Below are 26,604 nucleotides of genomic sequence, written 5' to 3'. Positions count from 1 at the left end.
AAAATTCTAATATTGCATAAAGTTAGAACTACTTCTTTCCTAATTTGTATTTTTACAGGTCATTCCCTATAATCTCCTTATTTGCCACTATAATGTATTATATAAATAAGAAAAATTGTCCACTATTATTGGGTTCATCTATTATATAATCCTTTCATTCCTTTTCATTTAAAAAACAAACTTGGTTATTTATTGCTGATCGAACTCCTCCGTATAGAATTCTCCCACAACATAATATTGAGTTTGAAAATTGTACCTTTTCTTTTGTTTAAATAGAATTTTATTTACAGTTGTTTTTGCTAAAATGAATAATTGTTATTTTCACAAATTCATTCCTTTCAAATAAAAATCTACTAGTAAATGCAAAAGGCGTTCATTTTGATAGGGACAAGTTGAGGTTAATACGTACATTTTTTTGATATAAAAAAAACGCCACCGTTAAGGTGGCGCAATGGTATCGGTTTTTCGACAGCCTGACAGACCTCAAAGGTCTGTTTTTGTTTGGTCTTTTAGAATTAAACAAGCAAATCAATAAGATTTATCCTTCTAATAATAAAGAGTGAGGATCCTCCAACAATTCTTTCACTGCAACTAAGAAGCTAACAGCTTCTTTTCCGTCGACAATTCGATGGTCGTAAGAAAGGGCAATATACATCATCGGACGGTTTTCCATTCGTTCACGATCAATCGCTACTGGCCTTATTTGGATCTTATGCATACCGAGAATCCCCACTTGCGGGCTATTCAAGATTGGCGTTGACATTAATGAACCGAAAACTCCGCCATTTGTAATCGTAAATGTTCCACCTTGCAAATCATTTAAAGTAAGGGCATTATCACGAGCTTTTTTACCGAGATTACTGATTTCTTGTTCGATTTCGGCAAAGTTTTTCTGGTTCGCATTGCGTACAACCGGTACGACCAACCCCTCTGGTGCTGCCACGGCAATTCCGATATCATAAAACTTCTTCAAAATCAATTCATCGCCTTGAATTTCAGCATTTAAAAGCGGGAATTGCTTCAAAGCCGAAACCACGGCTTTTGTAAAGAACGACATGAACCCAAGACGAACCCCATGTTTTTCAAAAAAGGCATCTTTCCGCTTAGTGCGTAAATCCATGACAGCAGACATATCCACTTCGTTAAATGTAGTTAACATTGCCGCTGTATGCTGGACTTCTACTAAGCGTTTAGCGATGGTTTGACGCCGGCGGGACATTTTCACACGTTCTACTGGTTTGTCAAACTCTTCATCTATTTGTTGTACGACAGGTTTAGGGCTGGTCTTTTCCAACTTTGGTTCTTCTTTAACCGCAGGTGTATGTGTATATGCTTTTACATCCTCTGTTCTAATTCTGCCAAGTGGATCACGGCTGCTTACTTGATGTAAATCGATTCCCCGTTCTCTTGCCAATTTTCTTGCTGCTGGTGAAGCAATTGGACGTATTGCTTTCGAAAGTTCTGGCTCAGGTTGGTTGCTTTGTTGATTAAAAGTTTCTTCTGCCGGTCTTTCCGGAGCTGCAACTGGAACAGTTGGAGTGCCTGGAGTGGCTCCTGCAGCCGTATTCTCTTCGATAATCGCAATTACATCGCCTACTTCGACGATATCGCCCGTCTCTTTTAATAATTTTGAAACTATACCTGAGTATTCGGTATTTAATTCGATATTCACTTTGTCTGTTTCCAGTTCAACAACACTATCTCCTTTGGTCACTTTATCACCAATGTTAATGAGCCATTGTGAAATGGTTCCTTCTGTAATGGATTCTGCCAGTTCTGGTACTTTTATTTCTATCATGTGGTGTATCCTCCTAGGTATGATGGTAAGTCTCCTATTATGCTTGTATTTCAACTATCGTAATTTGTGAGTGATGATGGTTAGTTAGAACTAAAATCTCTTTCTTGTTTCTGAGTATCTACTAGACTCTATATAGTTCAAAGCCTGTTGGATAATGCGCTCTTGTTCCTTTTTATGAACGATTGGATCGCCGCCTGCCGTACTTGAACGCTCCTGACGTCCAATGTAACCAACTGTCAGGCTCCCGGAAGCAAGATCAAAGAGAATTGGGGCGATATAATGCCACGCACCCATATTTTTCGGTTCTTCCTGTACCCAAATGATTTCCTTCAAGTTTGGGTAACGCTTCAAGATTGCTTCTACTTTTTCCTGAGGAAATGGATACAATTGTTCGATTCGAACGATGTGTAACTCTTCTAAGTTTCGATCTTCTTTCTTTGCATCGACTTCTACAGCCAAATCGATGGCCATCTTACCAGTTGTTAATACTAAACGCTTTACCTTGTCTATCTCTTTTCCGAGCTGAGGCTGTTCCACTACTGTTTGGAAATGGCCTTCGCTTAGCGCAGTACCTGGAGAAGCGACCAATGGGTGCCGAAGCAGACTCTTTGGCGTCATAATCACCAATGGCCGAACAAACTCTGTTCCTAAGATGGATGCTTGACGGCGTAAAATATGAAAATATTGGGCCGCACTTGTCAAGTTGGCGACTGTCCAGTTGTTTTCAGCTGCTAATTGTAAAAAGCGTTCCGGACGGGCACTGGAATGCTCCGGACCTTGGCCTTCATACCCGTGAGGCAACAGGAGGATAAGCCCTGATTTTTGCCCCCATTTTGCTCTTGCGGATGAAACAAATTGATCATAGAGGGGTTGTGCTGTGTTGGCAAAGTCGCCATATTGTGCTTCCCACATGACAAGTGTTTCAGGAGCAAATACATTATATCCATATTCAAAACCTACAACCGCTGCTTCCGACAGCGGGCTATTATGAACCGCAAACGAAGCTCGTGTTTGCGGAAGCTGGTGCAGTGGTGAATAGGTATCGTTTGTTTCCGTGTCGTGGAGCACAATGTGCCGCTGCGCAAACGTTCCACGCTCAGAATCTTGGCCGGTTAGACGAATCGGCGTCCCATCTTTTAACATCGATGCAAATGCCAGCACTTCTGCTACCGCCCATTCTACTTTCCCGTTCTCTTCTAGTGCCGAATTGCGGCGCTCCAGAATCCGCTTTAATTTTGGATAAACATTAAAATCATCCGGCCATTTCAGCAAATCTTGGTTTAATTCACGAAGGGTATCAAGGGGCACGCTTGTTTCCACCGGTGGAATTCCTTTGGCGATCACCCTCGGAACCTCTACTTCTGCAACGGGTTCACTCTGCTTCTTCTCGGACGCTTTTTCAAACTCAGCCTGCAACATTTCTTGCACGCTGCGGTTAATGTGCTCAACTTCTTCTTGTTTGAGAATGCCACTATTTTGCAACTGTTTGGAATAAACCGCTCTTACCGTTGGATGGTTCGCGATTTTTTTGTAAACCTGTGGCTGGGTGACCGCTGCATCGTCCATTTCATTATGACCAAATCGCCGGTACCCAACTAAATCAATCAAAAAGTCCTTTTGGAACCGAGTTCGGTATTGATAGGCCAGACGAACTGCAGCCAGACATGCTTCTGGATCGTCCGCATTTACATGTACAATCGGAATCTCAAATCCTTTTGCTAAGTCACTCGAATATCTCGTTGAACGAGAATCGTGGCTATCTGTCGTAAAGCCGACCATGTTGTTGGCAATGATGTGGATGGTTCCACCTATTCGATATCCTTTTAACCCGCTTAAATTCAAGGTCTCCGCTACAATCCCCTGGCCTGGAAAGGCTGCATCCCCATGGACCAAAATCGCAAACGCCCTCTTAACATCCTGCTTAGGGTAACCGGCAGACTTTCGTTCTTCTTGGGCAGCTCTTGCAAAACCTTCGACTACCGGATCGACAAATTCAAGATGACTCGGATTATTGGCTAAAGTAATACGTGCGCGAACGTTTCCAGGGCCTTCCATGAATCGATTTCGGCCTAAATGGTATTTCACATCTCCAGTCCAGCCCTCACTAATGTCGACCAAATCTTCTGACGGACCCTGTTGTTTGGCAGACGAGTGCTGAAATTCAGAGAACATTTTTCTGTATGGTTTGTTTAACACATGCGCAAGGACACTTAGGCGGCCGCGATGCGCCATTCCAATCACGACATTATGCGCTCCCTCCCCGACACCTTCGTGCACAGCTTCATTCAGCATGGGGACAAGCATGTCAACGCCTTCAATGGAAAATCTCTTTTGACCGACAAAGGTTTTATGCAAAAATTGTTCAAATCCTTCAACCTCTGTCAAACTCTGTAACAAGTTCGTTTGTTCTTCTTTAGATAAGGAGCGATGCAAGGAACCTGTCTCCACCATTTGAGTTAACCATGCTCGTTCATCCATATGTTGCACATGGTTAAATTCATAGGCTAGTGTGGAGGTATAAATACGCTTTAAATGGTTGATAGCATCCCATGCGGTTTGAATACCTGCTGGTGCCTCCTCCCAAACAAGTTTGGATGGAATCGCTTTCAGGTCTTGCTCACTTACCCCATGTTTTTCTGGATTAAACAACTCTTGATTTTGTGGATTCCCCTCTAATGGGTTCATGTTTGCCGCTAAATGACCGTTTGAACGAATATCTTCAAGCAGTTTTACCACTTTAAGTACTTTCTGTATATTTATGGAATCATCAAGATTGACAGATTTATTATTGAGGGTTTCTTCGGTATGACTTGACTCAAAAGACAAAGGGGAGCCCCATTTAATAAAAAGCTCTTTTAATTTTGGATCAATGGTATCTTCCCCGTTCGTGTACCGCTCATATTGTTCGATTACATAACCCAGGTTTGGACCATTAAATTTCCTCCATGGATTATGTTCGTTTTTTTGTAATCCCATTCCCAATTCCCCCATTGTTGTGTTACTTTATATGTTTTGTTTCGGACTATTTAGTGAAGTAATTATCAATTGCTTTAGGTTAAGGATAATGTAATAATTGAAATAAATAAAATGCTAAAAAATTATATTAATCTATAAAAAATATTTATATCAGATAGATGGGTGGAAAAATGGATTATCGTGACTGGGAAATACTAAAGGTGCTTTATCATCAAAAGAATCTAACAAAAACTGCTCGCCTCTTATTTCTTACTCAACCCGCGTTAACGACTCGATTAAAGCATATGCAGGAAGAACTAGGCGTTAAAATCGTAACTCGTGAAAGCAGAGGAGTGCATTTTACCCCACAAGGAGAATATCTTGTTCATTGTGCTGAGGAGGCCCTTGCTCATTATGAAAAGATTAAAGAAAATGTCCAAAATATGAGTAATAACGAAAGTGACGAAGTGGTAGGTACGTTGAAATTGGGGGTATCCAATTTTTTCGCGAATTATGAACTTCCCTATGTTTTGAAATTATTTAAAAAGCAATATCCACATGTGGAATTCAAAGTGGTTACAGGGTGGAGTAGAGACGTAACACAACTTATACACAATAAGGATGTTCATATTAGCTTTGTTCGAGGGGACTATGGTTGGCGGGGATTATCAAAACATCAATTATTTGAGGAAGACATATGCATTGCGTCAATGGATGAGATTGATATAATGGATCTCCCTCGTCTTCCTAGAATCGAATATAGAGGAGATTATTTATTAAAATCAGTAATTGATCATTGGTGGGGTGAAAATTATTCGCAAGCGCCCTTTATTAGTATAGAAGTTGACCAAGTTGATACGTGTAAGGAAATGGTTATAAATGGTTTAGGCTATGGCATCCTGTCTAGCAGGGTTCTTACCGGTATAGAAGATTTACATAAAATCCACCTACTTGATCAAGAAGGAAATCCTATATTGCGAAGAACGTGGATGTATTATCATAAGGAATCTTTGGAATGAAATGTTGTTAAGGCATTTGTACGCTTTATTGAAAACTTTGATTGGAAGGACAATTGAATTTAACAAACCGGACAAAGGTTAGCTTAATCATAATAGACCACTCCTTAAAATAGCTGCTCCATTAAGAAAATCCTTCTAAAATGTATCATATTTTTTTACCCCCTCCTCTAGTTGTGAGAAGGGGGTAAAAGTATTAATTTACCTACTTTTTTATAAGATTGGGTTCATTATTAGTGGAAAATCGATTTAACTGATCCATCAGATTTGTTAGCATTTCTTCTGTAAACGCACCCATGCTGAAGTTGACTAATGCACGGAGAGGCATATATTTCATCATGGCTTCCATCATTTCGGCAGCATCCCCTTCATTCGCACCTAAATCTGGGAATGGATTGTGTTTATTTATTAGTTCCGTTGCCAACGTCCCTAAAAGCGGGTCAGCAAGCAAATCACCAACTAGGGTATTGCGATGAACCTGCTTTCTAATGGAAACTGTTGATTGAACAACGATGCTTTCTTTAAGGACAATCTCTTGCGACGATTCTCCTACTAAAATTTCAAACTCTCCTGTTTCCACATGCCAGTCTTTCATTTCCACATTATAGTAAGCAAATGCCCGCTTATTTAATAAGAACGTAACCGTTTTTTCCTCACCTGGCTGCAAGTCTACTTTTTCAAAGCCTTTCAGCTCTTTTTCAGGTCTGTTGACACTGCTCTTTACATCTTTTACATAAAGCTGCACAATCTCTTTTCCAGCTCGATCACCTGTATTTTTAACGATTACACTGACTGCCACAGTTTCGGTATCTTGAATCTCTTTTTGACTGATTGAAAGATTGCTATATTCAAAGGTAGTGTAGCTTAATCCAAATCCGAACGGGAATAGAGGTTCAACTTTTTTCGTATCATAGTATCGATAACCGACAAAAATACCTTCCTTGTATTCCACTTTGTCGCCTTCTCCCGGGAAGTTCAAGAAAGAAGGGTTATCGCTTAATTGTTTAGGGAACGATTCTGCCAATTTTCCGCTCGGATTTGCATCGCCAAATAATAAATCTGCGATGGCACCTCCAAGTGCTTGTCCGCCTAAATAAGATTCAAGTATACCTCTTACATTTCCAATCCATGGCATTTCAATCGGTGAGCCGTTGCTTAACACGACAATGATATTGCGGTTCACTTCCGCTACTGCTTCGACTAATACACGGTGGTTTTCCGGCATGCGCAAATGTTCGCGGTCATAGCCTTCCGATTCATAACGATCAGGAAGTCCGGCAAAAAGGATCACCGTATCTGCTTGAGCCGCCACTTCTTTTGCTTCTGCAATTAGCGCTCCATCGATTTCGTCAGAGTCGAGACTGTATCCTTGTGCATATAACACATTCGTGTGCTTACCAGCAGTTTTTTCGATTTCTTCCACAATGTTTTCAAGCTTTGTCGGTTTTACATGAGAACTTCCCCCACCTTGATATCTTGGCTTTTTAGCAAATTCTCCAATAACGGCAATGGTTCCTTCTTTTTTCAGCGGAAGAATAGCTTCTTCATTTTTTAATAACACCATGCTTTCCCTTGCCATTTCTCTAGCAAGCTGGTGATGGGCATCCTTGTCATAGACAGCATTTTCTTTTTTATGATCAACGGCCATAAAAATAATCCGCAATAATCGTTCAACTGCTTTATTGAGTTTTTCTTCAGACAATTTACCGCTCTTCACAGCGTCGACAATCTTTTGGTCACCGATGCCATTACTAGATGGCATTTCAAGTTCCAATCCGGCTGCCAATCCTTCTGCACGTTCATTCACCGCACCCCAGTCGGAAACAACAAAGCCTTCAAAGCCCCATTCATCTTTCAGAATCCCATTTAACAAATATTCATTTTCAGATGCGTATTCACCGTTTACTTTGTTGTAGGAGCACATAACTGTCCATGGCTGGGACTGTTTGACCACGCCTTCAAAGCTGGCCAAATAAATTTCGCGCAATGTTCTTTCATCAACAACAGCATCCGTTGACATCCTGCGGTGCTCCTGGTTATTAGCTGCAAAGTGTTTCAAAGATGTTCCGACTCCCTGGCTTTGAACCCCTTTTACATGGCCCGCCGCCATTTCTGAAGCTAAATAAGGATCTTCAGAGAAATACTCAAAGTTTCTTCCACAAAGCGGTGAACGCTTAATATTCACTCCAGGTCCAAGCAAAACTGCTACATCCTCTGCCTGGCATTCTTCTCCTAGAGCTATCCCTACTTTTTCAATGAGTTCGCGATTCCAAGAGCTGGCCATTCCGGCCGCTGACGGAAAACAAGTGGCAGGAACACTGTTATAAATCCCCAAATGGTCTGAACCCTCTGCCTGCTTACGCAAACCGTGGGGTCCGTCTGTCACCATAAGAGATGGAATCCCTAGTCGTTCAATCCCTTTTAAATGCCAGAAATCTAATCCAGAGCATAGGCTCGCTTTTTCTTCTAATGTCATTTGTGAAATTAATTGTTTGATATCTCGCATTGTGAACCTCCTAATATGGTTAATAGAAAACGCTTTCTATTTTTATATTGTATTAATTTATCTCTGTTAGTTATGGTAATATTTATCGAAAAATAGTATTATCTTATTAACAAAATGAAATAATATTGAATTCGTTTACTTTAAAAGGGGAACTAACTAAGCATGCCATATCTTAATAGAGACCACTTAGAGTATATTTGCAGGCATATGAATGAGACTTTCAAAATTCCTTTTTTCCTACTTGATTCAAAAGGTGAATTACTTTTTGAGTCATCATCAGGTTATAGACAAAACCCACTATACCATGCAAAAATAGACTATTTAAGTCAGCTAATGAAGAATGATGATTCATCAGAATACCCGATAATCAAATCGACTAAATTACTTGAAAATTACTTGATTGTTAATTTACAGGGTGGCGATACATTCCAAGGGAGTATTATTGGAGGTCCATCCGTTTTTACTAATTACTCTGAAGACATGATAAGAAGGATGAATCATGACCTTGGATTTTTTATCGATCAAGAATTCATTATTCTTTACTATCAATCACTTCCAGTTATGAAGCTACATGACTTGACACGTACCGGTATCCTTGTCCACTATATGATCTATCATCAATTACTTGATACAGACTATGTTATCAAACAAAATCAAATAATGGGTGATCAGGAGGTTCTTACTGTAAGTCCCGATTTGGAAATATCTTTAAGACGTCAAAATACTAAATTCCATCATGATTATTTAATTGAAAAGAAACTTTTTGGAGCAATAACAAAAGGAAAAAAAGAGGAACTGTTAAACTATTTGAACATCGCTAATGAGGAATTTGAATATGGAGTCCTATCAAAGAATAGTCAATTAAGAAGTGAAAAGAATTTAACCATTTCAGGCATTACCTTAGCCACTAGAGCTGCAATGGAAGGCGGTTTATATCCAGAAATCGCCTATTCCTTAAGTGATATATATATTCAAAGACTCGAAGAATTACAGGATATTCATGAGGTAAAGAAATTAATGGAAAAAGCATTTGCTGACTTTGCTGAAAGAGTTCACACCAGCCAAATTGAACAGTATTCTAAACCAATCTCACTCTGTCAGAATTTTATTTTTAACCATGTATATGAAAACATTACATTGTCTCAATTATCAGAACTGGTACAATTGACTCCAAATTATTTATCCTCGCTTTTTAAAAAAGAAACAGGAGTTTCATTGAGCGAATATATTCAAAAAGTGAAAATAGATGAAGCAAAAAATTTATTAACATTAACTTCCTGTTCTCTATCCGAAATTTGTACGCTATTAAACTTTACGGATCAAAGCTATTTTATAAAAGTGTTTAAGAAATTTGCAGGAGTTACCCCCAAGCATTTTAAAGATAATCCTATAAATTAAAGAGACCGTGTATGTCTGCCGCGGTCTCTTCAAAAATTATAAATGAATCTGTGGTGTTTTCATCTCATATTCCCTTTCCATTTCTCAGGATGTATTGATATTTTTTGTGAAAGATCGATCTTTTAGACCAATCAGTTGGAGGACTCTTTACATTACCGCTTTATTTGACCCAGTAGAAACCATGGTTTTAGCCGATGGCATATTTGCAATAAATACGCCTAGTAATACTAAAATACCGCCAATGATTTGATTCAGCAAGATATGATTCCCTAAAATAAAATGAGAGGCTAGGATGGCGACAAACGGCTGGATATTCATGAACATTGAAGCTGTACCTGCACCAACTTTAGCTACGCCTTTATTCCACCAAAACCCGGCAATACCTTGCGCCATGATCCCAGCAAAAATTAACAAAATCCACATAAAAAGAGAATGGCTGATGACAGAGCCGCTCACAAAGTTTTCTACTCCGGCAGCAGGAATCATTAGTACACTTCCTAGTACGGTTGAGTATATCGTAATAATAAATGTGTTCATAGTTTTTGATAAACCTCGGATAAATAATATACTAATCGAGAGGCAAAGCATGGCGATTAGTATGTTAAAATCTCCCCATGAGATTCCCAAACCGCCATTTGCAACACCAATAATTGAAAAAACACCAATTAAACTGATAATGGCTCCTGCCGATTTTTTAATGGTAAACTTGACCTTAAAGATGATTCGTTCCAATAGAATTGTCGCTATCGGTGCCAAGGAAATTATTAATGAGGCGTTAGCTGGTGTTGTATGATGGAGACCCGTAAAGTAGAAGGTTTGATTTAACAGGGTTCCAAAGATTCCAACACCAATGAGGTATTTCCACTCTGAAATGGTGGGACGCTTCATTCCTTTATGAATCATGGCAACGATTATCAAAAAAAGTGAGGTAAAGCAAATTCGAACGGTTGATAAAAAAACTGGTGAAAATCCTTGCAGTAAATAGGAACTGACCGGATAATTACACCCCCATAAAACAGAAACCAAAAAGAGACTAATAAAAGCTTTTATCATACTACTCGACATTTACCATAGACAACCCTTCTCAAAATGTTTTTGTTGGTGACTTTTATTAGTATAGCATGGTATTTCGCTTATCGAAATACTTATAAATGGAAATTTTCATTCATCTTTCCTAACACTTCGTTTTATAGAGATTGATGGCGTAAAGGATCACGATTGTGAACTTGTTATTGCTTGAAAAAAAACAATATAAATCCAACTATTCTCAGCACTTTATAGATGTTATGATAAAAAGTTGACCCCTTTTATGGAGTCAACTTTTTTGTTAATTAATCTTAAATTGCTTTCTATCTAACTCATAAACTATTAAATCAATAAAGTCTTGTTGTAAATTTAACTCAATGGCTTTATTTAATGTTTCCAGCAATTGTGCAATGCTTAGTTTCTTCATTCAGAAACACCATTTAAAGATAGCGGTCTACTCTTATTTAATAAGGTATATTATGATGATTTGTTTTTATTATAAATATCAAAAGCTACTGCAGCTAATAATACAAGCCCTTTAATACCTTGCTGCCAATCTATTCCTAAACCTAGGATGGACATTCCGTTATTCATGACACCCATAACAAGTCCACCAATAATAGCCCCTGGAACCGTACCTACTCCACCATATGCTGATGCCCCGCCAATAAAACATGCTGCAATCGCATCAAGTTCAAAAAGATTTCCAGCTCTAGGGGTTGCAGCATTTAATCGAGCTGCAAATAGAAGCCCAGATAGAGCCGATAACACTCCCATGTTTACAAAGACCCAGAATGTAACCCGCTTTGTTTTGACCCCTGATAAACTGGCTGCTTTTTCATTTCCACCTATCGCGTAAATGTGACGTCCTGCAATTGTTTTTGTTGTAATAAATTGATAAGCCAATATTAATAAAGCCAAGATAACTAAAATATTAGGAATTCCTTCGTAAGTAGCAAGAACATACACAAATACATTAATTAAGGCAACTATTGCAATAATCTTCAAAATGAAAATTCCTATAGGTGAAACATCTAAATTGTATTTTATTTCAGCTTTTCTAATTTTCAATTCATTGAAGATTAGAATGACAGATAGCAGAGCTCCAATGACAAGAGTTAAAATATGAAGGTTCGCTCCACCAAACACATCTGGAATGAAACCTGAGCTAATTTTTTGAAATGTTTCAGGAAATGGGGCGATTGATTTGCCCTCCAACACAACCATGGTCAATCCTCTAAACAAAAGCATTCCTGCTAGAGTAACAATAAACGCAGGAATTTTGACATATGCCACCCAAAACCCTTGCCAAGCGCCAATAAGTGCACCAATTAATAATGAGATTATTATTGCGGCAGAGATTGGAACTTCATAATTAACCATTAAAATAGCAGATATAGCTCCGACAAAGGCTGCTATTGAACCAACCGATAGATCAATATGTCCGGTAATAATAACTAAAATCATACCTATTGCCAATACTAAAATATAGCTATTTTGCAAGATTAAGTTTGTAATATTTAATGGTCTTAATAAAATACCATCTGTTAGAACTTGAAAAAGAATCATAATTGAAACTAGTGCCAAAATCATACTGTATTGTCTCAAATTATTTTTGAAAAGTTGTAAAATGTGATTTACCTTTGGTTCACGAACTGCAACTTTCTCGTTTTCAGCCGTTTTATGCGTTAACGATTGCATGTTTTGCTACCCCCTAAACCATACTTTTGGTCATATATTTCATAATTCGTTCTTGAGTTGCTTCTTCTTTTAAAACTTCTCCTGTTATTCTGCCTTCATTCATTACATACACTCGATCACAAATCCCAAGAATTTCTGGCAGCTCTGAAGAAATGACTAAAATCCCTTTTCCACCGGTAGCCAACTGATTAATGATTGTGTAAATTTCATACTTTGCACCTACATCAATACCTCGAGTAGGTTCATCTAAAATCAGGATGTCAGGCTCTGAAAAGATCCATTTACTCAATACAACTTTTTGTTGATTTCCACCACTCAGATTTCCAGTTTTCTGATGAATACTAGGAGTTTTAATTTTTAATTTTTCACGGAATTTTTCCGATTCAATAATTTCTTGGTTCTTATTAATAACAAATTTGTTGGTTATCTTTTTAAGGCTGGCTAATGTAATGTTTTGTTTAATATCATCCATTAAGATTAACCCGTTAACCTTTCGATCTTCAGAAACATAAGAGATTCCATGTTCGATTGCCTGACTAACATTATTCAAATGGATTTCTTTACTATCTTTATATATTTGTCCCGTTATTTTCTTTCCATACGATTTCCCAAAGATACTCATTGCCAACTCTGTTCTTCCTGCCCCCATCAAGCCGGCAATACCAACAATCTCGCCTTTACGAATATGAATATTCACATTATCAATTAATTTTTGATTTGTATGCATTTCGTGAAAGACATTCCAATTTTTCACTTCAAAAATAGTATTTCCAATTTTCGCATCCCTTTTTGGATAGCGATTCGTTAATTCTCTTCCTACCATACCCTTGATAATTCTGTCTTCTGAAATTTTGTCTATTTTCATATCTAGAGTTTCTACGGTTTGGCCGTCTCGCAAAATTGTAATGGAATCCGCCACTTTGGAAATTTCATTTAATTTATGCGATATAATAATGGCTGATATGCCCTGTTTTTTAAACTCTAATAAAAGATTTAATAGGTTTTCACTATCGTGTTCATTTAATGCAGCAGTAGGTTCATCCAATATTAATAATTTTACATTTTTAGATAGTGCCTTCGCTATTTCCGTTAATTGTTGTTTCCCTACACCCAAGTCTGCGATTTTTGTATTTGGTGATTCGTTTAAACCTACCTTTGTCAGCAGTTCTCTCGTCCTTAACACTGTTTCATTCCAATTGATAATTCCATTTTTCGCTTGTTCGTTACCAAGGAAAATATTTTCAGCAATCGATAGGTATGGAATCAATGCCAGCTCTTGATGAATAATAACAATCCCTAATTCTTCACTTTGTTTGATGTCCTTAAATTTACAAACTTTTCCACCAAACAGAATATCCCCAGTATATGAACTATGTGGATAGACACCACTCAATACTTTCATTAAAGTGGATTTCCCAGCCCCATTTTCTCCACATAAAGCGTGAATTTCGCCCTCTTTTATCTTTAAATTTACATTTTGAAGTGCTTTGACGCCTGGAAACTCTTTTGTAATATTCCTCATTTCTAAAATTATCTTTGACATGTTTCACCACAACCTCGCAATTTTATAAAATAATTTAGTGACGGTTCTTTAACTGTCACTAAATCATTTTAATCACTAATTATTTACTTAGTTCTTCCTTTTTGTAATATCCAGAGTCAACTAAGACAGATTCATAGTTTGCTTTATCAACTGAAACCGGTTCTAGCAGATATGAAGGAACGACTTTTTTTCCATTGTCGTACGTTTTGGTATCATTTACTTCAGCTTTTTTGCCCTTTAAAACGGCATCAGCCATAGAAACAGCTTTTTTAGCCAATTCTCTTGTGTCTTTAAACACTGTTTGTGTCTGTTCACCTTTTATTATTGATTTAATAGAAGCTAGTTCAGCATCTTGTCCAGTAATAATAGGAAGTGGTTTAGTAGCTGATCCATAACCAACACCTTTTAAAGATGATATGATCCCGATACTGATTCCATCATAAGGTGATAAAACGGCATCTACCTTGTCAGTGGTATAGTGGGCACTTAATAGATTATCCATCCTAGCTTGTGCAACTGCACCGTCCCATCTTAATGTGGCACCTTGTTCAAATGACTTTTGACCGCTTTTTACGACTAATTTCCCCGATTCAATATAAGGCTTTAATACGGACATTGCCCCATCAAAAAAGAAATAGGCATTATTATCATCTGGTGATCCTGCAAACAACTCGATATTAAATGGGCCCTTTCCTGCCTTTAAACCTAATTTTTCTTCAATATAAGAGCCTTGTTGAACACCGACTTTAAAGTTGTCAAATGTTGCATAATAGCTGACATATTTACTATTTTTAATTAAACGATCATATGCAATGACTTTAATCCCTTGCTTGTTTGCTTTGTCTAAAACATCTGTTAAGGCTTCACCGTCAATTGATGCAATTACTAAAACGTTTACACCCTTCGTAATCATATTCTCAATTTGAGATACCTGATTCTCTACTACGTCTTCTGCATATTGCAAGTCCACTTTGTAGCCTAACTTTTCAAATTCTTTTTTCATATTTTGACCGTCACTTACCCATCTTTCCGATGACTTTGTAGGCATCGCAAGTCCTACAAATCCACTATCGCCACTTGTACTTTTACTTCCACATGCTGCCAACGAAAATAATAATGTAATTAACATAATTACTGACAACAACTTTTTCATCTGAATCGCCCCTTTTGTTTTTTCATAGTTAAAGTTTTATTACTTGCTATGAATATATCACCCTGTCATTTTTTCGTCTTTTCAATAAAACAACTATTTTTATAAAAATACAACTTAACTTGAAGCGCTTTCAAAAAATACTTCATTTAAAAAAAACAAAAATCACTCTCTAGGTTTGAAAGCACTTTTTGTTCGAAATTCCCCGTAAACAAAATAGAACAGTCCAAATTATTTATTTGGACTGTCCCATAGTACATTCATATTTGGCTAATTAAACTATATTACTCCTATTCTTTACTAGAAATCGAACTTGAAAAACCTGCACCTTTTCGATACTGGTTGGGAGATACACCCATTACTTTTTTAAATGCAGTACTAAAATAATGCTGTGTGTCATATCCAACTTTTCCGGCAATTTCAAGAATAGAAAGTTCTGTGGAGTTTAGCAGCATAATAGCCTTGCTGATTCGCATATTTGTAATCATACTAACAAAAGAAGTACCTAATTCCTTTTTCATAATTCTGCTTAGATAAACAGGGGATACTTGCAGATACTGTGCCAATGATTCCAATGTCAAATCTGTTTCTGAAAAATGTTCACTAAGATAGGATCTCGCACGCCGGACGATCGGTGAGATCTTTAAATTTTCAAACATCATTGTTTCGCAGTGTTTATAAATTTCAGAAATCGCAAATGTTTCTCCAGTAACTTGCTCAAAGTGCATATTCGGTGTCGTGTTCAAATAATTTTTTAATTTTTTTGACAACAATAATTCGAGATTTTCTTGTACATTTCCCCAAATACAAACTGATATAAACCCTGAAGGGTCTCGAAAAACAACTTTTTGGAAGGGTTCAAGTGCTTCAGCAACGATATCTTCAGTAAAATTAAATAATTGTTTATTATTTTCATTCAATAAAGGTTTATTGATATAAATTTCATGACATTGGATGATACCAAACTGGTTCGGGCATTCTAGAGGCAAATGTAAGAATTTTAGTTGTTTAATAATTTCAGATTCTGTCATATTCCCTTTTATCCATTCCTGACAAAAATTTTGCTGTAAGAGAGGGATATTTTTTATGATTTGGTCTTTCGCTAATGCTAAGTACTCACTTTGCTGTTCTCTTTCTTCCAATTGTTTTCTTATACTCTGTAGGACGTTTTGTAATTGATCAGGATTTGCGGGTTTGAGAATATAATCATTAACATTTAAGCGTAATGCTTCTTGGGCATATGTAAATTCGTCATGACCTGAAATAATTATTATTTTACAGTTTGGCAAACTCTCTCGTACATGTTTAATTAAAGTCAAACCATCCATAATTGGCATATTCAAATCTACCAGCAATATGTCTACTGAATATTCGATGGCAAGGTCGAATGCTTCTTCTCCATCTTCCGCTTCCGCTACAACCTTCATATGAAGCTCTTGCCAATCTACTGATTCACGAATTCCTTCACGTATTATCGGCTCATCATCTGCAATCAATACATTCCAATGATTTAGCACACAATTTGCTCCCCTTTCGAACTCTTTCATCGCTTCATTTTTCTCTGATGGCAGGAAGGACAACCTTCACTGTTGTACCCATACCTAATTCACTATCAATTGATATACCATAGGCATCACCAAAAGTCAGTTTAATTCTGGCTTGGACATTAAGCATCCCATACCCGAAATTCTCACTTCCTTTATATTGCTGAGATTGAGAAAATAACGTTCCCAATTTACTTCTTAGAGCTTCAAGCTTTTCAGAAGGAATTCCCTTCCCATCATCCATTACATGGAAAACTATATTTCCTTCATGTTCTTCTGCTTTTACGATAATATGACCAGGCCCTCTCCTTTCTTTTATTCCATGATATATGGCGTTTTCGACGATTGGCTGTAATACAAGCTTTAATACATTGATCTTTTCAACATTGGAAGCAATATTTAAGGTGTAATTTAATTTATCTTGATATCTGGCTTTTTGGATTTTCAAATAACTGTTAATATGTTCCATTTCTTCTTTTAGAGGAATTATATCGTTACCTTTACTTAACCCAATGCGGAAAAGTCTTGATAATGACTCTACCACCTCAGCAACATCTACAGCACCTTTTTTTCGGGCCAGCCAATGAATTGTGTCTAGCGTATTGTATAGGAAATGAGGTTTAATATGAGCCTGTAGACTTCGTAGTTCAGCATCACGTTTTTGACGCTCTTGCAGCTCATTTAGTGTTATAAGTTTATTTATTTGTATAAGCATCGTATTAAAGCTGCGGCCAAGTAACCCGATTTCATCCATTCGTTCTCCTTTGTAACGGACAGACAAATCTCCAGATTCCACTTTACGCATAAACGACATGAGTTGCCTGATTGGTCTTGATATAGAATAGGATAAATAATAGGAGGCTCCAAGGCCAAACAAACAAACGAAGAAGACAAAACTAATCACATAAAAATGAATTTCCCTTACCTCTAATACCGATTCTTTTGTAGAAAATACACCCACAGTTGTCCAACCAGTAAAAGGAGATTTTCTATATATGAATTGAAGCTTATTGCCTTTGACTTGTTTAGAGAAATTCCCGGATTCATTCGAATGGAGCCACTCAATAGGAATCTCGTTAAGAAAGGGCTCGGATGGTGAATAGATATTTTCGCCTTTATCGTCAATCACCATTAAATAACCTGTTTTACCTAAGCGAACATCCTTTGTCGCTTCCGATATCACTCTGAGCTTCATATCAATTAATATTACACCCTTCACTTGCTGGGTTTCAGGGTCTAAAATTGCTCGTACAACTGATACAACTTCGTCATCCTTGTAATGTATATGGCTAGTTATGTTTCTGCTGAATGGGTGCCCTAAGATTTTGAAAATCCCTTCACTTTTCACAGCAGCTTGATACCACGACTCTTCAGTGAGGCTTTTCATCGAGCGGGTATACATGTCGTTACTGATGTACTGACCATTGCTGTTTACCACAAGAATACCTGCTACTTCTGGATACAAGGTTGTAAGCCCTTGCAGAAATGTTCGTATCTCATAATCATCATTTACCCCTTGGCTTTGCTGGCTTTTTTTATCGTACAAAAATTGTTTAATTCCCGGGTTAAAAGATATCAAATAACTCATATTTTGCATGTTACCGGCATAGAAATCCAGTGTTTTATTGACTTGACCAATTAACTGCAGTGTATTTTGGTTCACTTGTCTCTCTATAATGCGGTCTACTGTCCATCCTGTCAGAAACCCTAGACCAATAGATGGCAGAATACTGATTAACATTAAAAGAACAATTAACTTAAATCGGATTGGAAGGTTGCTTATTTTTAAAAAATTTTTTTTGTCCAATTTCTTCGAATCTCTCATTTCTTGGCGGCTCACTTTGCATAGTAATTTTCTAAATTTTCTTTAGTAACAATAGAAATCCCTGTATCAACATATGAAGTCATTGGAGGTTTATCGGAAAATTCACTTTTTTTAATTGGAGAATTTTTATGTTGCAGATCAAATAAAAACAGTAATGACCAAAAACCCATCCTCCAGGTACCTTGAGCCAAGGTTGCAGATATGGTACCATCTTTAATCAGATCCAGAGTTTGTTTATCTGTATCAAAACTTACAATTTTCACTTTTTGATTCTTCTTGAGGAGACTGACGGCTTTACCGACCCCAACCCCTCCATTGGCTTCAGTAGCAAAAATACCCTTCAAATCTGGATACTTCTTTAAGAGGTTCAATGCGACCTTGCTTGAAACAAGCTGATCCCCCTTTCCATCTTTTACTGCTATCACCTCTACCCCAGTGGTTTCTTTCTTAATTGTGTCTAAAAATCCTTTTGTTCTTTCCTGATGATTTAATTGATTGGGAGATGTAATGACAGCCACTTTTCCTTTTCTACCAATTAATTCAACTAACTTATGAGCAGCCGTTATACCAGCTTTATAATTATCGGTCCCCAAAAAAGAAGACACCTTGTCCGATGCAGCACCTGAATCGAATAAAACTACAGGAATACCCATCTCCCGTGCTTTTTCAAAAGTTTTAGCTAATGCGTCAGGGTCGATAGCGGATATCGCAATTCCCGCAGGCTTTTTGGCAATCACCTGTTCCATCACAGTAATTTGTTCATGTATATCATGCTGCGTTGCACCCCGGTATTCAACTGATACATTCAATTTCTGAGCTGCATCCTCAAACCCTTTTAAAGAGCTCTTCCAATAATCAATTCCTGACTGGAATGTAACCATTACGTACTTCTCACTAAATTCCTCCTGTCCTTCTCCTTGTGTTAGTTGGGATATATGCGACTCATTAATATGATAGTTATATAAGTAAAGAAAGTAGACGAAAAATAAGAAGGCATAGATTTGTAATAGCTTTTTCAATTATGAATCCCCTTTCAAAAAACTATCAACTTATGTATTCTGTTTACTAAAATCACTAGTGTTATTTTTTATAAAAGCCCTTACATTTCAATGATTGGAAGATTCATTGAGCATGAGTTTCAAATATTGCATCATTACTAATTCTTAGCTAATAGCTGCTTTTTTTTACTAACTTTGGATCAGAAAGTTCTTTATCTTTGCCATATCATACATTTTCCTGCGATAACTCTCAATACTTTTTTCTTAAAAAAATGCTTTTCTCAAAAATCTTTAACCCTATTATCCTTGTATACATTTTGGCCTTATTAAAAGATTTCAAATCCTGCTGTAAGTTGCTAAAATTGCCCAATAATATCGGACAAGCATTCGGATCCACGCAATTCACATAAGTAAAGGTCATTACGACGGTGTACTACAATCTTCATAAAAACTGTGAAGTTTTATACAGTTTCACTCAAAATGAAAAGGTAGTTACCTCCGCTTTTCGAATTACTCAAAGTTGGCGCATGAATGATTCATGCGCCTTTTTCAATCATCAATAGGCCTTGAGTTTATCTTTCTCATCAACCTGTAGTCTAGAAAGCATCGGTCTGTTGTTCTTCCACTCCACCTGAACAGGAAGATTGAAAAACGCCGTTAGTTTTTGACTAGATATCAATTCACTTGTCTTTCCATCTGCAAAAACTTGTCCCTCTTTTAGTAATAAGGTTTTAGTGAAAACTGGTAAAATCTCTTCGATATGATGTGTTACATAAATCAATGTCGGAGCACCGGGATTTTTTGCAATTTTTTCAATCGATTCTAACAGTTGTTCACGCGCGATAAAATCCAATCCATTCGTAGGTTCATCGAGAATGAGCAAAGAAGGTTCAGCCATCAACGCACGAGCAATTAAGACACGCTGCTTTTCTCCTTGTGATAATTTTTCGTAATTTCGGTTCGCATACCTTATACAACCAAGTGTCTTCAATAGTTCAACAGCCTTTTTTCTCATTTCATCTGTCGGTGTTTCGTAAAGACCGATAGAAGCAAAGGCACCGCTTAAGACAACCTCAAACGCATTATCCCCTGGATGAAATTTTTCCTGAAGGGATGAAGAGACAAATCCGATCTGTTTACGCAGTTTCTCACTTAGATAGGTTTTCCCAAATTCCATCCCAAGTACAGTTACTTTTCCTTTTGTCGGGAAATAATAGGCATTTATTAAATTTAATATGGCTGTCTTACCCGAGCCATTTAATCCAAATAAAACCCAGTTTTCTCCTCTATTAATCTTCCAATTTATATCTTGTATAATCCAATTTCCTTCTCGTAATAAAGAGACATTTTCAAGCTTTAAAACCATTATTAATACTCCTTTCTATCCAATCGTAGGTTGCATATAAAATTTTGGTAACCCTATTGTACCAAATTTTCAGAAAACAAAAAATAAGTCCCACCAAAATGAGGACTTAAAATAGGACTATGAATCTTTTAGATGTGTAATCCTTAAACAAGGACCTTTTTCAGTTTTTCCGTAAGTGCTGGTATCACTGTTTTGTAGTCAGCGATTACACCGAAATTGGCCCGTTTAAAAATGGGTGCTTCTGAATCTGTGTTGATCGCAACAACGGTCTTCGCACTGGTAATGCCTGCTAGATGCTGGCTGGCACCGGATATTCCGACCGCAATATAAAGGTCTGGAGCAACAACAGCCCCCGTTTGTCCTACCTGCAGGTTAGAAGGAACCCATCCAGCGTCACATGCTGCCCTTGAAGCACCGACTGTCCCGCCCAGTAGTTCTGCAAGGGACTGCAAATCTTGAAAGCCTTCAGGTCCGCCAAGACCTCGACCGCCGGAGACAATAATTGCAGCATCCTCAAGACGGATATCTGACAAGGCCGACTGAATCTTCACCACCAATTTGGTTAAAACAACTTCCTCTGGAACGGAGTAATCAACAGAAATGATTTCACCTAGGCGCGTTAAATCAGGTACAGCTATTTCCTGACTCTTTTGGCGAATACCAACAACCACCTTAAGTCGTGTAGTTGAATACTCCCCATATGCTTTATCACCATAAATTGGGCGCACCCATGTCAGCTTTCCGCCTTCAGTTCTAAAATCAGTCACCTCTGTTATGGCAGATGCGCCAATGCGTGTGGCCAGTCGACCTGCTAGATCCTTTCCCATCCTATCAAAGGAAAGGAGTAATACATCAGCACCAGACTGTTGGAACACTGTAAAGAGGCTATCTACGTACAGTTCAACTTGATATTCAGAAAGTAGAGGATTATTAATGGTATATACTTTGCTTGCTCCAAAGGCAATTGCTTCCTTTGTACCAGCCGCAGTCGCGGGTCCAACCAAGACGGCTTCCACACTTCCGGCGGTAGCACTTGCCAAACGACTGCCGAATGCCAGTGCTTCCTTGGCACCCGAGCTTAGTGATTCTTCTTGCTGATTTGTAAAGATAAGGATATTGGTCATATGTTTGCTACCTCCTATAAAATCTTCAGTGCCAAGAGCTGGTCAGTCAATTCAGCTGCGAGCTCTGAGCCATCGCTGCCAGAAAGGATTTCACAATTGACATCTCTGTTTAGGACGTAGGCCCGCTCCAATTTAACGCCCGGCTGACACCGCACATGATCTAAATCAATTTCATCTGATTCAAATCGAGTAATTGGCTTGCTCCTCGCAAGTCGGATATTTTTAACCTTAGGGAGGCGAGGGACATTTGCCTCAGAACTGATAATTGTAAAAACAGCTGGAAACGGAACACTCGCCACAGTATAACCGCCTTCTGCTTCGCAAGTAGACTTCACACTATCTTCATCCAGTTCAAGTTCGGAGACAAGCGTCACACAAGGAATCCCAAGTTCTTCTGCCATGACTGGTCCCACAAGACCTTCCTCAATGTCACTTGCTTGATATCCGGTCAGTACAAGCTCCGCACCCCCAAGGGTTTTGATAGTTTGCGCAAGGATATGTCCAACGGCCTGACCGTCGAGATTTTCCCACTCCGAATCCCAAATTCGTACAGCAGCATTAGCCGTGAATGCAAAGGCTCTGCGCAGTACCTCCTCCGATGATTCGTCACCCAGGCAGATGGCAGTCACCGTAGCACCCGGTGTTTTATCTCGAAGTTGAATAGCCAGTTCAAGCGCGTTCTCGGCAAAAGAGTCCAAAACCATGTCGGAATCTCCATTCACCGGACGATTGGTCTCTGGGTCAATTTGAAAATAACGTGGAGTAATTTCCGGATCAAGAACATGCTTTAGGCATACGACGATATGCATCTCTAGTTCACCTCTTGTCTTTTTATTTGGTTAACCTTTTACTTCTACTCCTGCCCTTACTGCTAACCCTCGCTGGTTATTAGGATTTGGGTATGGGTCTAATCCGTACATTTCTCGTAATCTTGCAACCGCTTCTCCTGGTGGTTTTGAATTGAAGTAGCCGCGCCGGGTCATATAAACTCCTGATACTCTTTTTAGGTCCGCTAGTGATTCGCACATCTTGATTCCGGCACCAAATGAGTCAACGACAGGAACGTCACCAATCCTTGAAATCCCGAAGGTTGCAAGGAAAACGTTCATCGGCCCCTCTCCTGGGACAATCACATCGGCTCCTTGAGAGATGGCAGTCTCGGCTGCTCTTCGAAATGCCGCAATAACTGGCTCAGGATTATTGAAGCCTGCGAGCACATCATCAAAACCTGACTCCAGCGGAACAATAGGTCCGAGCTTTTCGCCGAGGCCGTACCGGGCGGCGTTTTGTCTAAGTTCGTCTGCCAATGGGGTTAAAAAATTGACTACTCCGATACGGTCTCCAAGCATGGATGCCATATGGAAGGAGGCTTGCCCATAACCAACCACAGGGATATCAACGAGCGTGCGTGCCTCCAAAAGGCCTACGTCAGGAATGGTCCCAATAAACATCGCATCGTATCCTGCGGCTTCAGCCATTAATGCAGCACGAACGAACTGCTCCCGGTGCAAATTCTGCAGGTAGGAATGAGTAATAAAATGCCCGGGGTAATGTGTGGGATATGTCTCTTCAGACATGCCATGTAGAACGACCTCCACGTCTGGTCGTGCAATCTTCCGCACATGGTTCATGATTGCATCTCGGTATTGAGGAACCCGGTCAATCGTGGTTAGGCTCTGATGCCAGATTTTCATAAAATTTACCTCCTTTTTGTGCTTTTATTGAAAATATATATAAAAAGTTCGTTTTTGTTATTAAATTTGTTTCAAAAAAGTGTATCCATGTTTATTTTTGAGTAAGTTCATCGTTTGTTAGTGAAATTTAATAGCCTATGAGCGAATTCTCAAGCTGAATCAGCGAATTCTCCGGTCCTATCAGCGAATTTCACAGTTCTATCAGCGAATCCAATTTTATGAGCGAATTTAACCATTTTATGGGCGAATTCACCAATCTTATGAGCGAATTTTTTAGATTTATGGGCGAATTCATCCATTCCATGAGCGAATCCTAATCTGAGCCTTTCCACGCCCATGCAATTCAATTATTTTACTGTTACCTCTTTCAATGCCTCTTGGACTGCTATCAGTCCAAACACCGCACATTTCCCTAAAGAACTACCAGTCATGTAACCTGCCCCGTGGAATCCACCAGTCACCTCTCCGGCTGCAAACAATCCTGAAATGGGCTCATCGTATGGATTCACCACTTGTGCCGCTGTGTTCACAGACAGCCCTGCATAAGTTGCCAGCATCGCGACTGTCGACTCAAATGCATAGAATGGTGCCTTCTCAATTGGTGTTGGTTTTCCATAGTTATGTGTTAATGACTTCCTGCCGAATGCAGGATCTTCTCCTTCCTCAATTCCTTGATTGTATCTGGAGATCGTTTCTTCCAAAACTTCAAGTGGTACATCAATACAGTCAGCCAAATCCTCCAATGTGTCCGCTTGATATAGAAGCCTGCGCCGCTTCAGTAATTCCAAATCATAGAGAGGGTCATCGTGAACACTCTTGTCCATAACAGTTTGGTCCCAAACCTGGAAACTAACTTGATCAGGCTGCTCGAAAGCGGCCTTTCCTAATAGTTTATAAGAAATAGACTCGTTAACGAACCGTTTACCAAATTGGTTGACCATGATTGCACCCTTGTAGAAGGCTAACCCTTGAGACTTTACTGGTCCTGCAGCTGTAGGATGAAATCCATAGGTCCCATTCAGGTATGGTAAATCCTTTAACCAGGCCCCATGCTCACATGCCATCCGTATTCCATCCCCATGATTTCCACGGCCGCCAATCCTTAGTGCTCCCTTTAATTGGGGGGCAAACTGCCTTAAAAGATCCTCGCTTTTTGCAAACCCTCCTGATGCAATGATTACCCCTTTGGAGGCATGCACAAATTGCTCTACCTCTTCGGCCACATATAAAACACGATCAATCCGACCATCGTCATTTTTCAATAGTCTTCGTGCCGGAGCATTAAATCGAATGGTCACGTTTGACATCTGCTTAACCCTTCGGTTAAGTGTTTGAATCGCTTGGTGTGGGTCAATAATATGTCCGCGGGGAACACTGTGACCGCTAACAGCTTCGAGTGAGCGGAACTCAACACCGTGTTCAATAAGCCAATTATATGTCTCTAATTGGTGCTGGCCATAGGCTTCAACGAGTGCCTGTTCATTCACCCCACCGCCAACCTCAATCATGTCCGCCAATAAGGACTCGGTTGAATCGATGATTCCTGCGTTTTCTTGCATATCTGTTCCCGCAAAGGCCATATACCCTGAGCTAAGAACCGTACTTCCGCCCAGTTCATCCTGTTTCTCAAGGAGCAGGACGTGTGCACCCGCTTCACCTGCATCAACAGCAGCACACATCCCCGCTAGTCCGCCGCCTAAAATAATCAAATCATAGGTTTCCATCCATCAACACCCTCTTACTCTAGGTTATTTAGCACTTCTAAAGCTGCCTGGCAAACCTGCATATCGTGAGTATAATGTCCGCCACTAACCCCAACACCGCCAATCAGTTCGTTATTGATTTTGATTGGATAACCGCCGCCAAAAATAATCAGTCTTGGAGTGTGAACAATCCCATGCAGCAATGGTGGATCATCCTTCAGTCTGTCGTACCATTCGTGTGTAGCTCTATTATAGGTGGCAGCAGAAAATGCTTTATTTTGTGCAATCTCCAAACTTAATACTGGCGCACCGTCCATGGCAGCAAACGCTTTTAGGTTCCCCACGCGATCAACGATTGAGATGCTAAACGGTATACCTAGTTCTTTTCCCTTAACAAGTGCCGCCTCTAACATTTTATTCGCAAGTGCTAGACTGATATTTTTTGATTCAATAGCTGGAATTAATTTTTCCATTATGATTTCCCCTTTCAACTTTTAGAAATATTTATAAATTTACAGGTCGTCCGTAACCAAATGCTTCAATAGCGGTTGCAGTGACAGCGACACTTTTTGGTAAACATAAATCGACGATGACATTAGCAAGGTCACGTGGATGCAGCCAATTGTCTTTATTCACATCAAAATCATCCATCATCTTTGTATTTACTGGACCTGGACAGACCGCATTCACTCTAATTTTGTATGGCTTTAATTCTTCACCCAGTGCTTTGGAAAATCCGAGACATGCGTATTTGGAAGCAATGTAGGCACTTCTGTCGGGACCGCCTTTTGTTCCCCAAATCGACGATAGATTGATGATCACACCGTGTCTTTTCTCCATCATTTGCGGCACGACTGCCCGAGTACATAAATAGACTCCACGAATATTAACATCTTGTACAAAGTCCCATTCTTTAACCGTCATTTCATGGAACGGCTTAAGGAGCATGACACCCGCATTATTAATTAATATATCAATCGAACCGAAACTTTCATGTGTTGTCTGGACTGCTTGATTTATATCCTCTTCTGAACGAACATCCCCGGTAAGGGCGATTGCTTCACTCCCAACCACCTCAGAAATATAGGCAGCAGTTTCTTTGCTTTCAGATTCATTGTCGGAAAAAACAGCAACTTTAGCGCCTTGTTTCGCTAGGAGAATACAGGTCTCTCTACCGATTCCTCTGCCTCCCCCTGTTACTAATGCCACCTTGTCTTTTAATTCCAAAAAACCTCACCCTTTCTCAAGAAAACCATT

At 39.0% G+C, this 26,604-nt stretch carries 20 protein-coding genes; 2 read left to right on the top strand and 18 right to left on the bottom strand.

What is annotated here, in order from left to right; all coding sequences use genetic code 11:
* Positions 1-538: 538 nt before the first annotated feature.
* Entirely contained in the window at positions 539-1,798 is a 1,260-nt protein-coding gene (gene odhB / locus J7E66_RS12835) for a 2-oxoglutarate dehydrogenase complex dihydrolipoyllysine-residue succinyltransferase (RefSeq protein ID WP_215000510.1), read from the bottom strand.
* Between the two features lie 90 nt (positions 1,799-1,888).
* Positions 1,889-4,774, bottom strand: coding sequence for a 2-oxoglutarate dehydrogenase E1 component (locus J7E66_RS12830; protein WP_215000508.1), 2,886 nt, complete (start codon positions 4,772-4,774; stop codon positions 1,889-1,891).
* A gap of 170 nt (positions 4,775-4,944) precedes the next feature.
* Between J7E66_RS12830 and J7E66_RS12825 the strand changes: the two genes are divergently transcribed.
* Positions 4,945-5,772, top strand: coding sequence for a LysR family transcriptional regulator (locus J7E66_RS12825; protein WP_215000506.1), 828 nt, complete (start codon positions 4,945-4,947; stop codon positions 5,770-5,772).
* A gap of 202 nt (positions 5,773-5,974) precedes the next feature.
* Here J7E66_RS12825 and J7E66_RS12820 read toward each other — a convergent pair whose 3' ends face one another.
* Positions 5,975-8,275 carry a glycoside hydrolase family 3 C-terminal domain-containing protein gene (locus tag J7E66_RS12820; RefSeq protein WP_215000504.1) on the bottom strand — a complete coding sequence of 767 codons (2,301 nt, stop codon included), beginning with the start codon at positions 8,273-8,275 and terminating at the stop codon, positions 5,975-5,977.
* A 162-nt stretch (positions 8,276-8,437) separates the two neighbouring features.
* Here J7E66_RS12820 and J7E66_RS12815 point away from each other — a divergent pair, with 162 nt between their 5' ends.
* On the top strand, positions 8,438-9,673 hold the full coding sequence (locus tag J7E66_RS12815; RefSeq protein ID WP_215000502.1) for a helix-turn-helix domain-containing protein: 1,236 nt from the start codon (positions 8,438-8,440) through the stop codon (positions 9,671-9,673).
* A gap of 147 nt (positions 9,674-9,820) precedes the next feature.
* Here J7E66_RS12815 and J7E66_RS12810 read toward each other — a convergent pair whose 3' ends face one another.
* The 15 genes from J7E66_RS12810 to J7E66_RS12740 form a co-directional block, all read right to left on the bottom strand.
* Positions 9,821-10,738, bottom strand: a complete 918-nt coding sequence (locus tag J7E66_RS12810; RefSeq protein WP_215000500.1) for a DMT family transporter — start codon at positions 10,736-10,738, stop codon at positions 9,821-9,823.
* 262 nt (positions 10,739-11,000) lie between these two features.
* A complete protein-coding gene (sda, locus tag J7E66_RS12805) occupies positions 11,001-11,126 on the bottom strand; it encodes a sporulation histidine kinase inhibitor Sda (RefSeq protein WP_142292227.1) in 126 nt (41 codons plus the stop codon).
* A 50-nt stretch (positions 11,127-11,176) separates the two neighbouring features.
* Entirely contained in the window at positions 11,177-12,292 is a 1,116-nt protein-coding gene (gene mmsB / locus J7E66_RS12800) for a multiple monosaccharide ABC transporter permease (protein WP_251028053.1), read from the bottom strand.
* 121 nt (positions 12,293-12,413) lie between these two features.
* The gene (mmsA, locus tag J7E66_RS12795) at positions 12,414-13,943 is read right to left on the bottom strand and encodes a multiple monosaccharide ABC transporter ATP-binding protein (protein ID WP_215000498.1); all 1,530 of its coding nucleotides are present in this window, start codon (positions 13,941-13,943) and stop codon (positions 12,414-12,416) included.
* Between the two features lie 79 nt (positions 13,944-14,022).
* Entirely contained in the window at positions 14,023-15,096 is a 1,074-nt protein-coding gene (chvE, locus tag J7E66_RS12790) for a multiple monosaccharide ABC transporter substrate-binding protein (protein ID WP_168242841.1), read from the bottom strand.
* Between the two features lie 287 nt (positions 15,097-15,383).
* Entirely contained in the window at positions 15,384-16,610 is a 1,227-nt protein-coding gene (locus tag J7E66_RS12785; protein WP_215000496.1) for a response regulator transcription factor, read from the bottom strand.
* A 34-nt stretch (positions 16,611-16,644) separates the two neighbouring features.
* Positions 16,645-18,462, bottom strand: coding sequence for a cache domain-containing sensor histidine kinase (locus J7E66_RS12780; protein WP_215000494.1), 1,818 nt, complete (start codon positions 18,460-18,462; stop codon positions 16,645-16,647).
* 11 nt (positions 18,463-18,473) lie between these two features.
* Complete coding sequence (locus J7E66_RS12775; RefSeq protein ID WP_215000487.1) at positions 18,474-19,481, bottom strand: substrate-binding domain-containing protein; 1,008 nt, start codon at positions 19,479-19,481, stop codon at positions 18,474-18,476.
* A 535-nt stretch (positions 19,482-20,016) separates the two neighbouring features.
* Positions 20,017-20,826: an ABC transporter ATP-binding protein gene (locus J7E66_RS12770; RefSeq protein WP_215000485.1), complete on the bottom strand. Its 810-nt coding sequence runs from the start codon at positions 20,824-20,826 to the stop codon at positions 20,017-20,019.
* A 143-nt stretch (positions 20,827-20,969) separates the two neighbouring features.
* Positions 20,970-21,950 carry an electron transfer flavoprotein subunit alpha/FixB family protein gene (locus J7E66_RS12765; RefSeq protein ID WP_215000483.1) on the bottom strand — a complete coding sequence of 327 codons (981 nt, stop codon included), beginning with the start codon at positions 21,948-21,950 and terminating at the stop codon, positions 20,970-20,972.
* Positions 21,951-21,964: 14 nt separating this feature from the next.
* The gene (locus J7E66_RS12760; RefSeq protein ID WP_251032910.1) at positions 21,965-22,654 is read right to left on the bottom strand and encodes an electron transfer flavoprotein subunit beta/FixA family protein; all 690 of its coding nucleotides are present in this window, start codon (positions 22,652-22,654) and stop codon (positions 21,965-21,967) included.
* 135 nt (positions 22,655-22,789) lie between these two features.
* Positions 22,790-23,644 (bottom strand): aspartate/glutamate racemase family protein, encoded by an 855-nt coding sequence (locus tag J7E66_RS12755; protein ID WP_215000479.1) that lies wholly within the window; start codon positions 23,642-23,644, stop codon positions 22,790-22,792.
* 347 nt (positions 23,645-23,991) lie between these two features.
* Positions 23,992-25,368 carry an FAD-dependent oxidoreductase gene (locus tag J7E66_RS12750; RefSeq protein ID WP_215000477.1) on the bottom strand — a complete coding sequence of 459 codons (1,377 nt, stop codon included), beginning with the start codon at positions 25,366-25,368 and terminating at the stop codon, positions 23,992-23,994.
* A gap of 14 nt (positions 25,369-25,382) precedes the next feature.
* Entirely contained in the window at positions 25,383-25,820 is a 438-nt protein-coding gene (locus J7E66_RS12745; RefSeq protein ID WP_215000475.1) for a GlcG/HbpS family heme-binding protein, read from the bottom strand.
* Positions 25,821-25,851: 31 nt separating this feature from the next.
* Positions 25,852-26,574, bottom strand: coding sequence for an SDR family NAD(P)-dependent oxidoreductase (locus tag J7E66_RS12740; RefSeq protein ID WP_215000473.1), 723 nt, complete (start codon positions 26,572-26,574; stop codon positions 25,852-25,854).
* Positions 26,575-26,604: the final 30 nt, after the last annotated feature.

The organism is Bacillus sp. ISL-7 (assembly GCF_018613065.1).
Note: the sequence above shows the minus strand (reverse complement) of the source record. Positions and strands in the feature narration are given on the sequence as shown.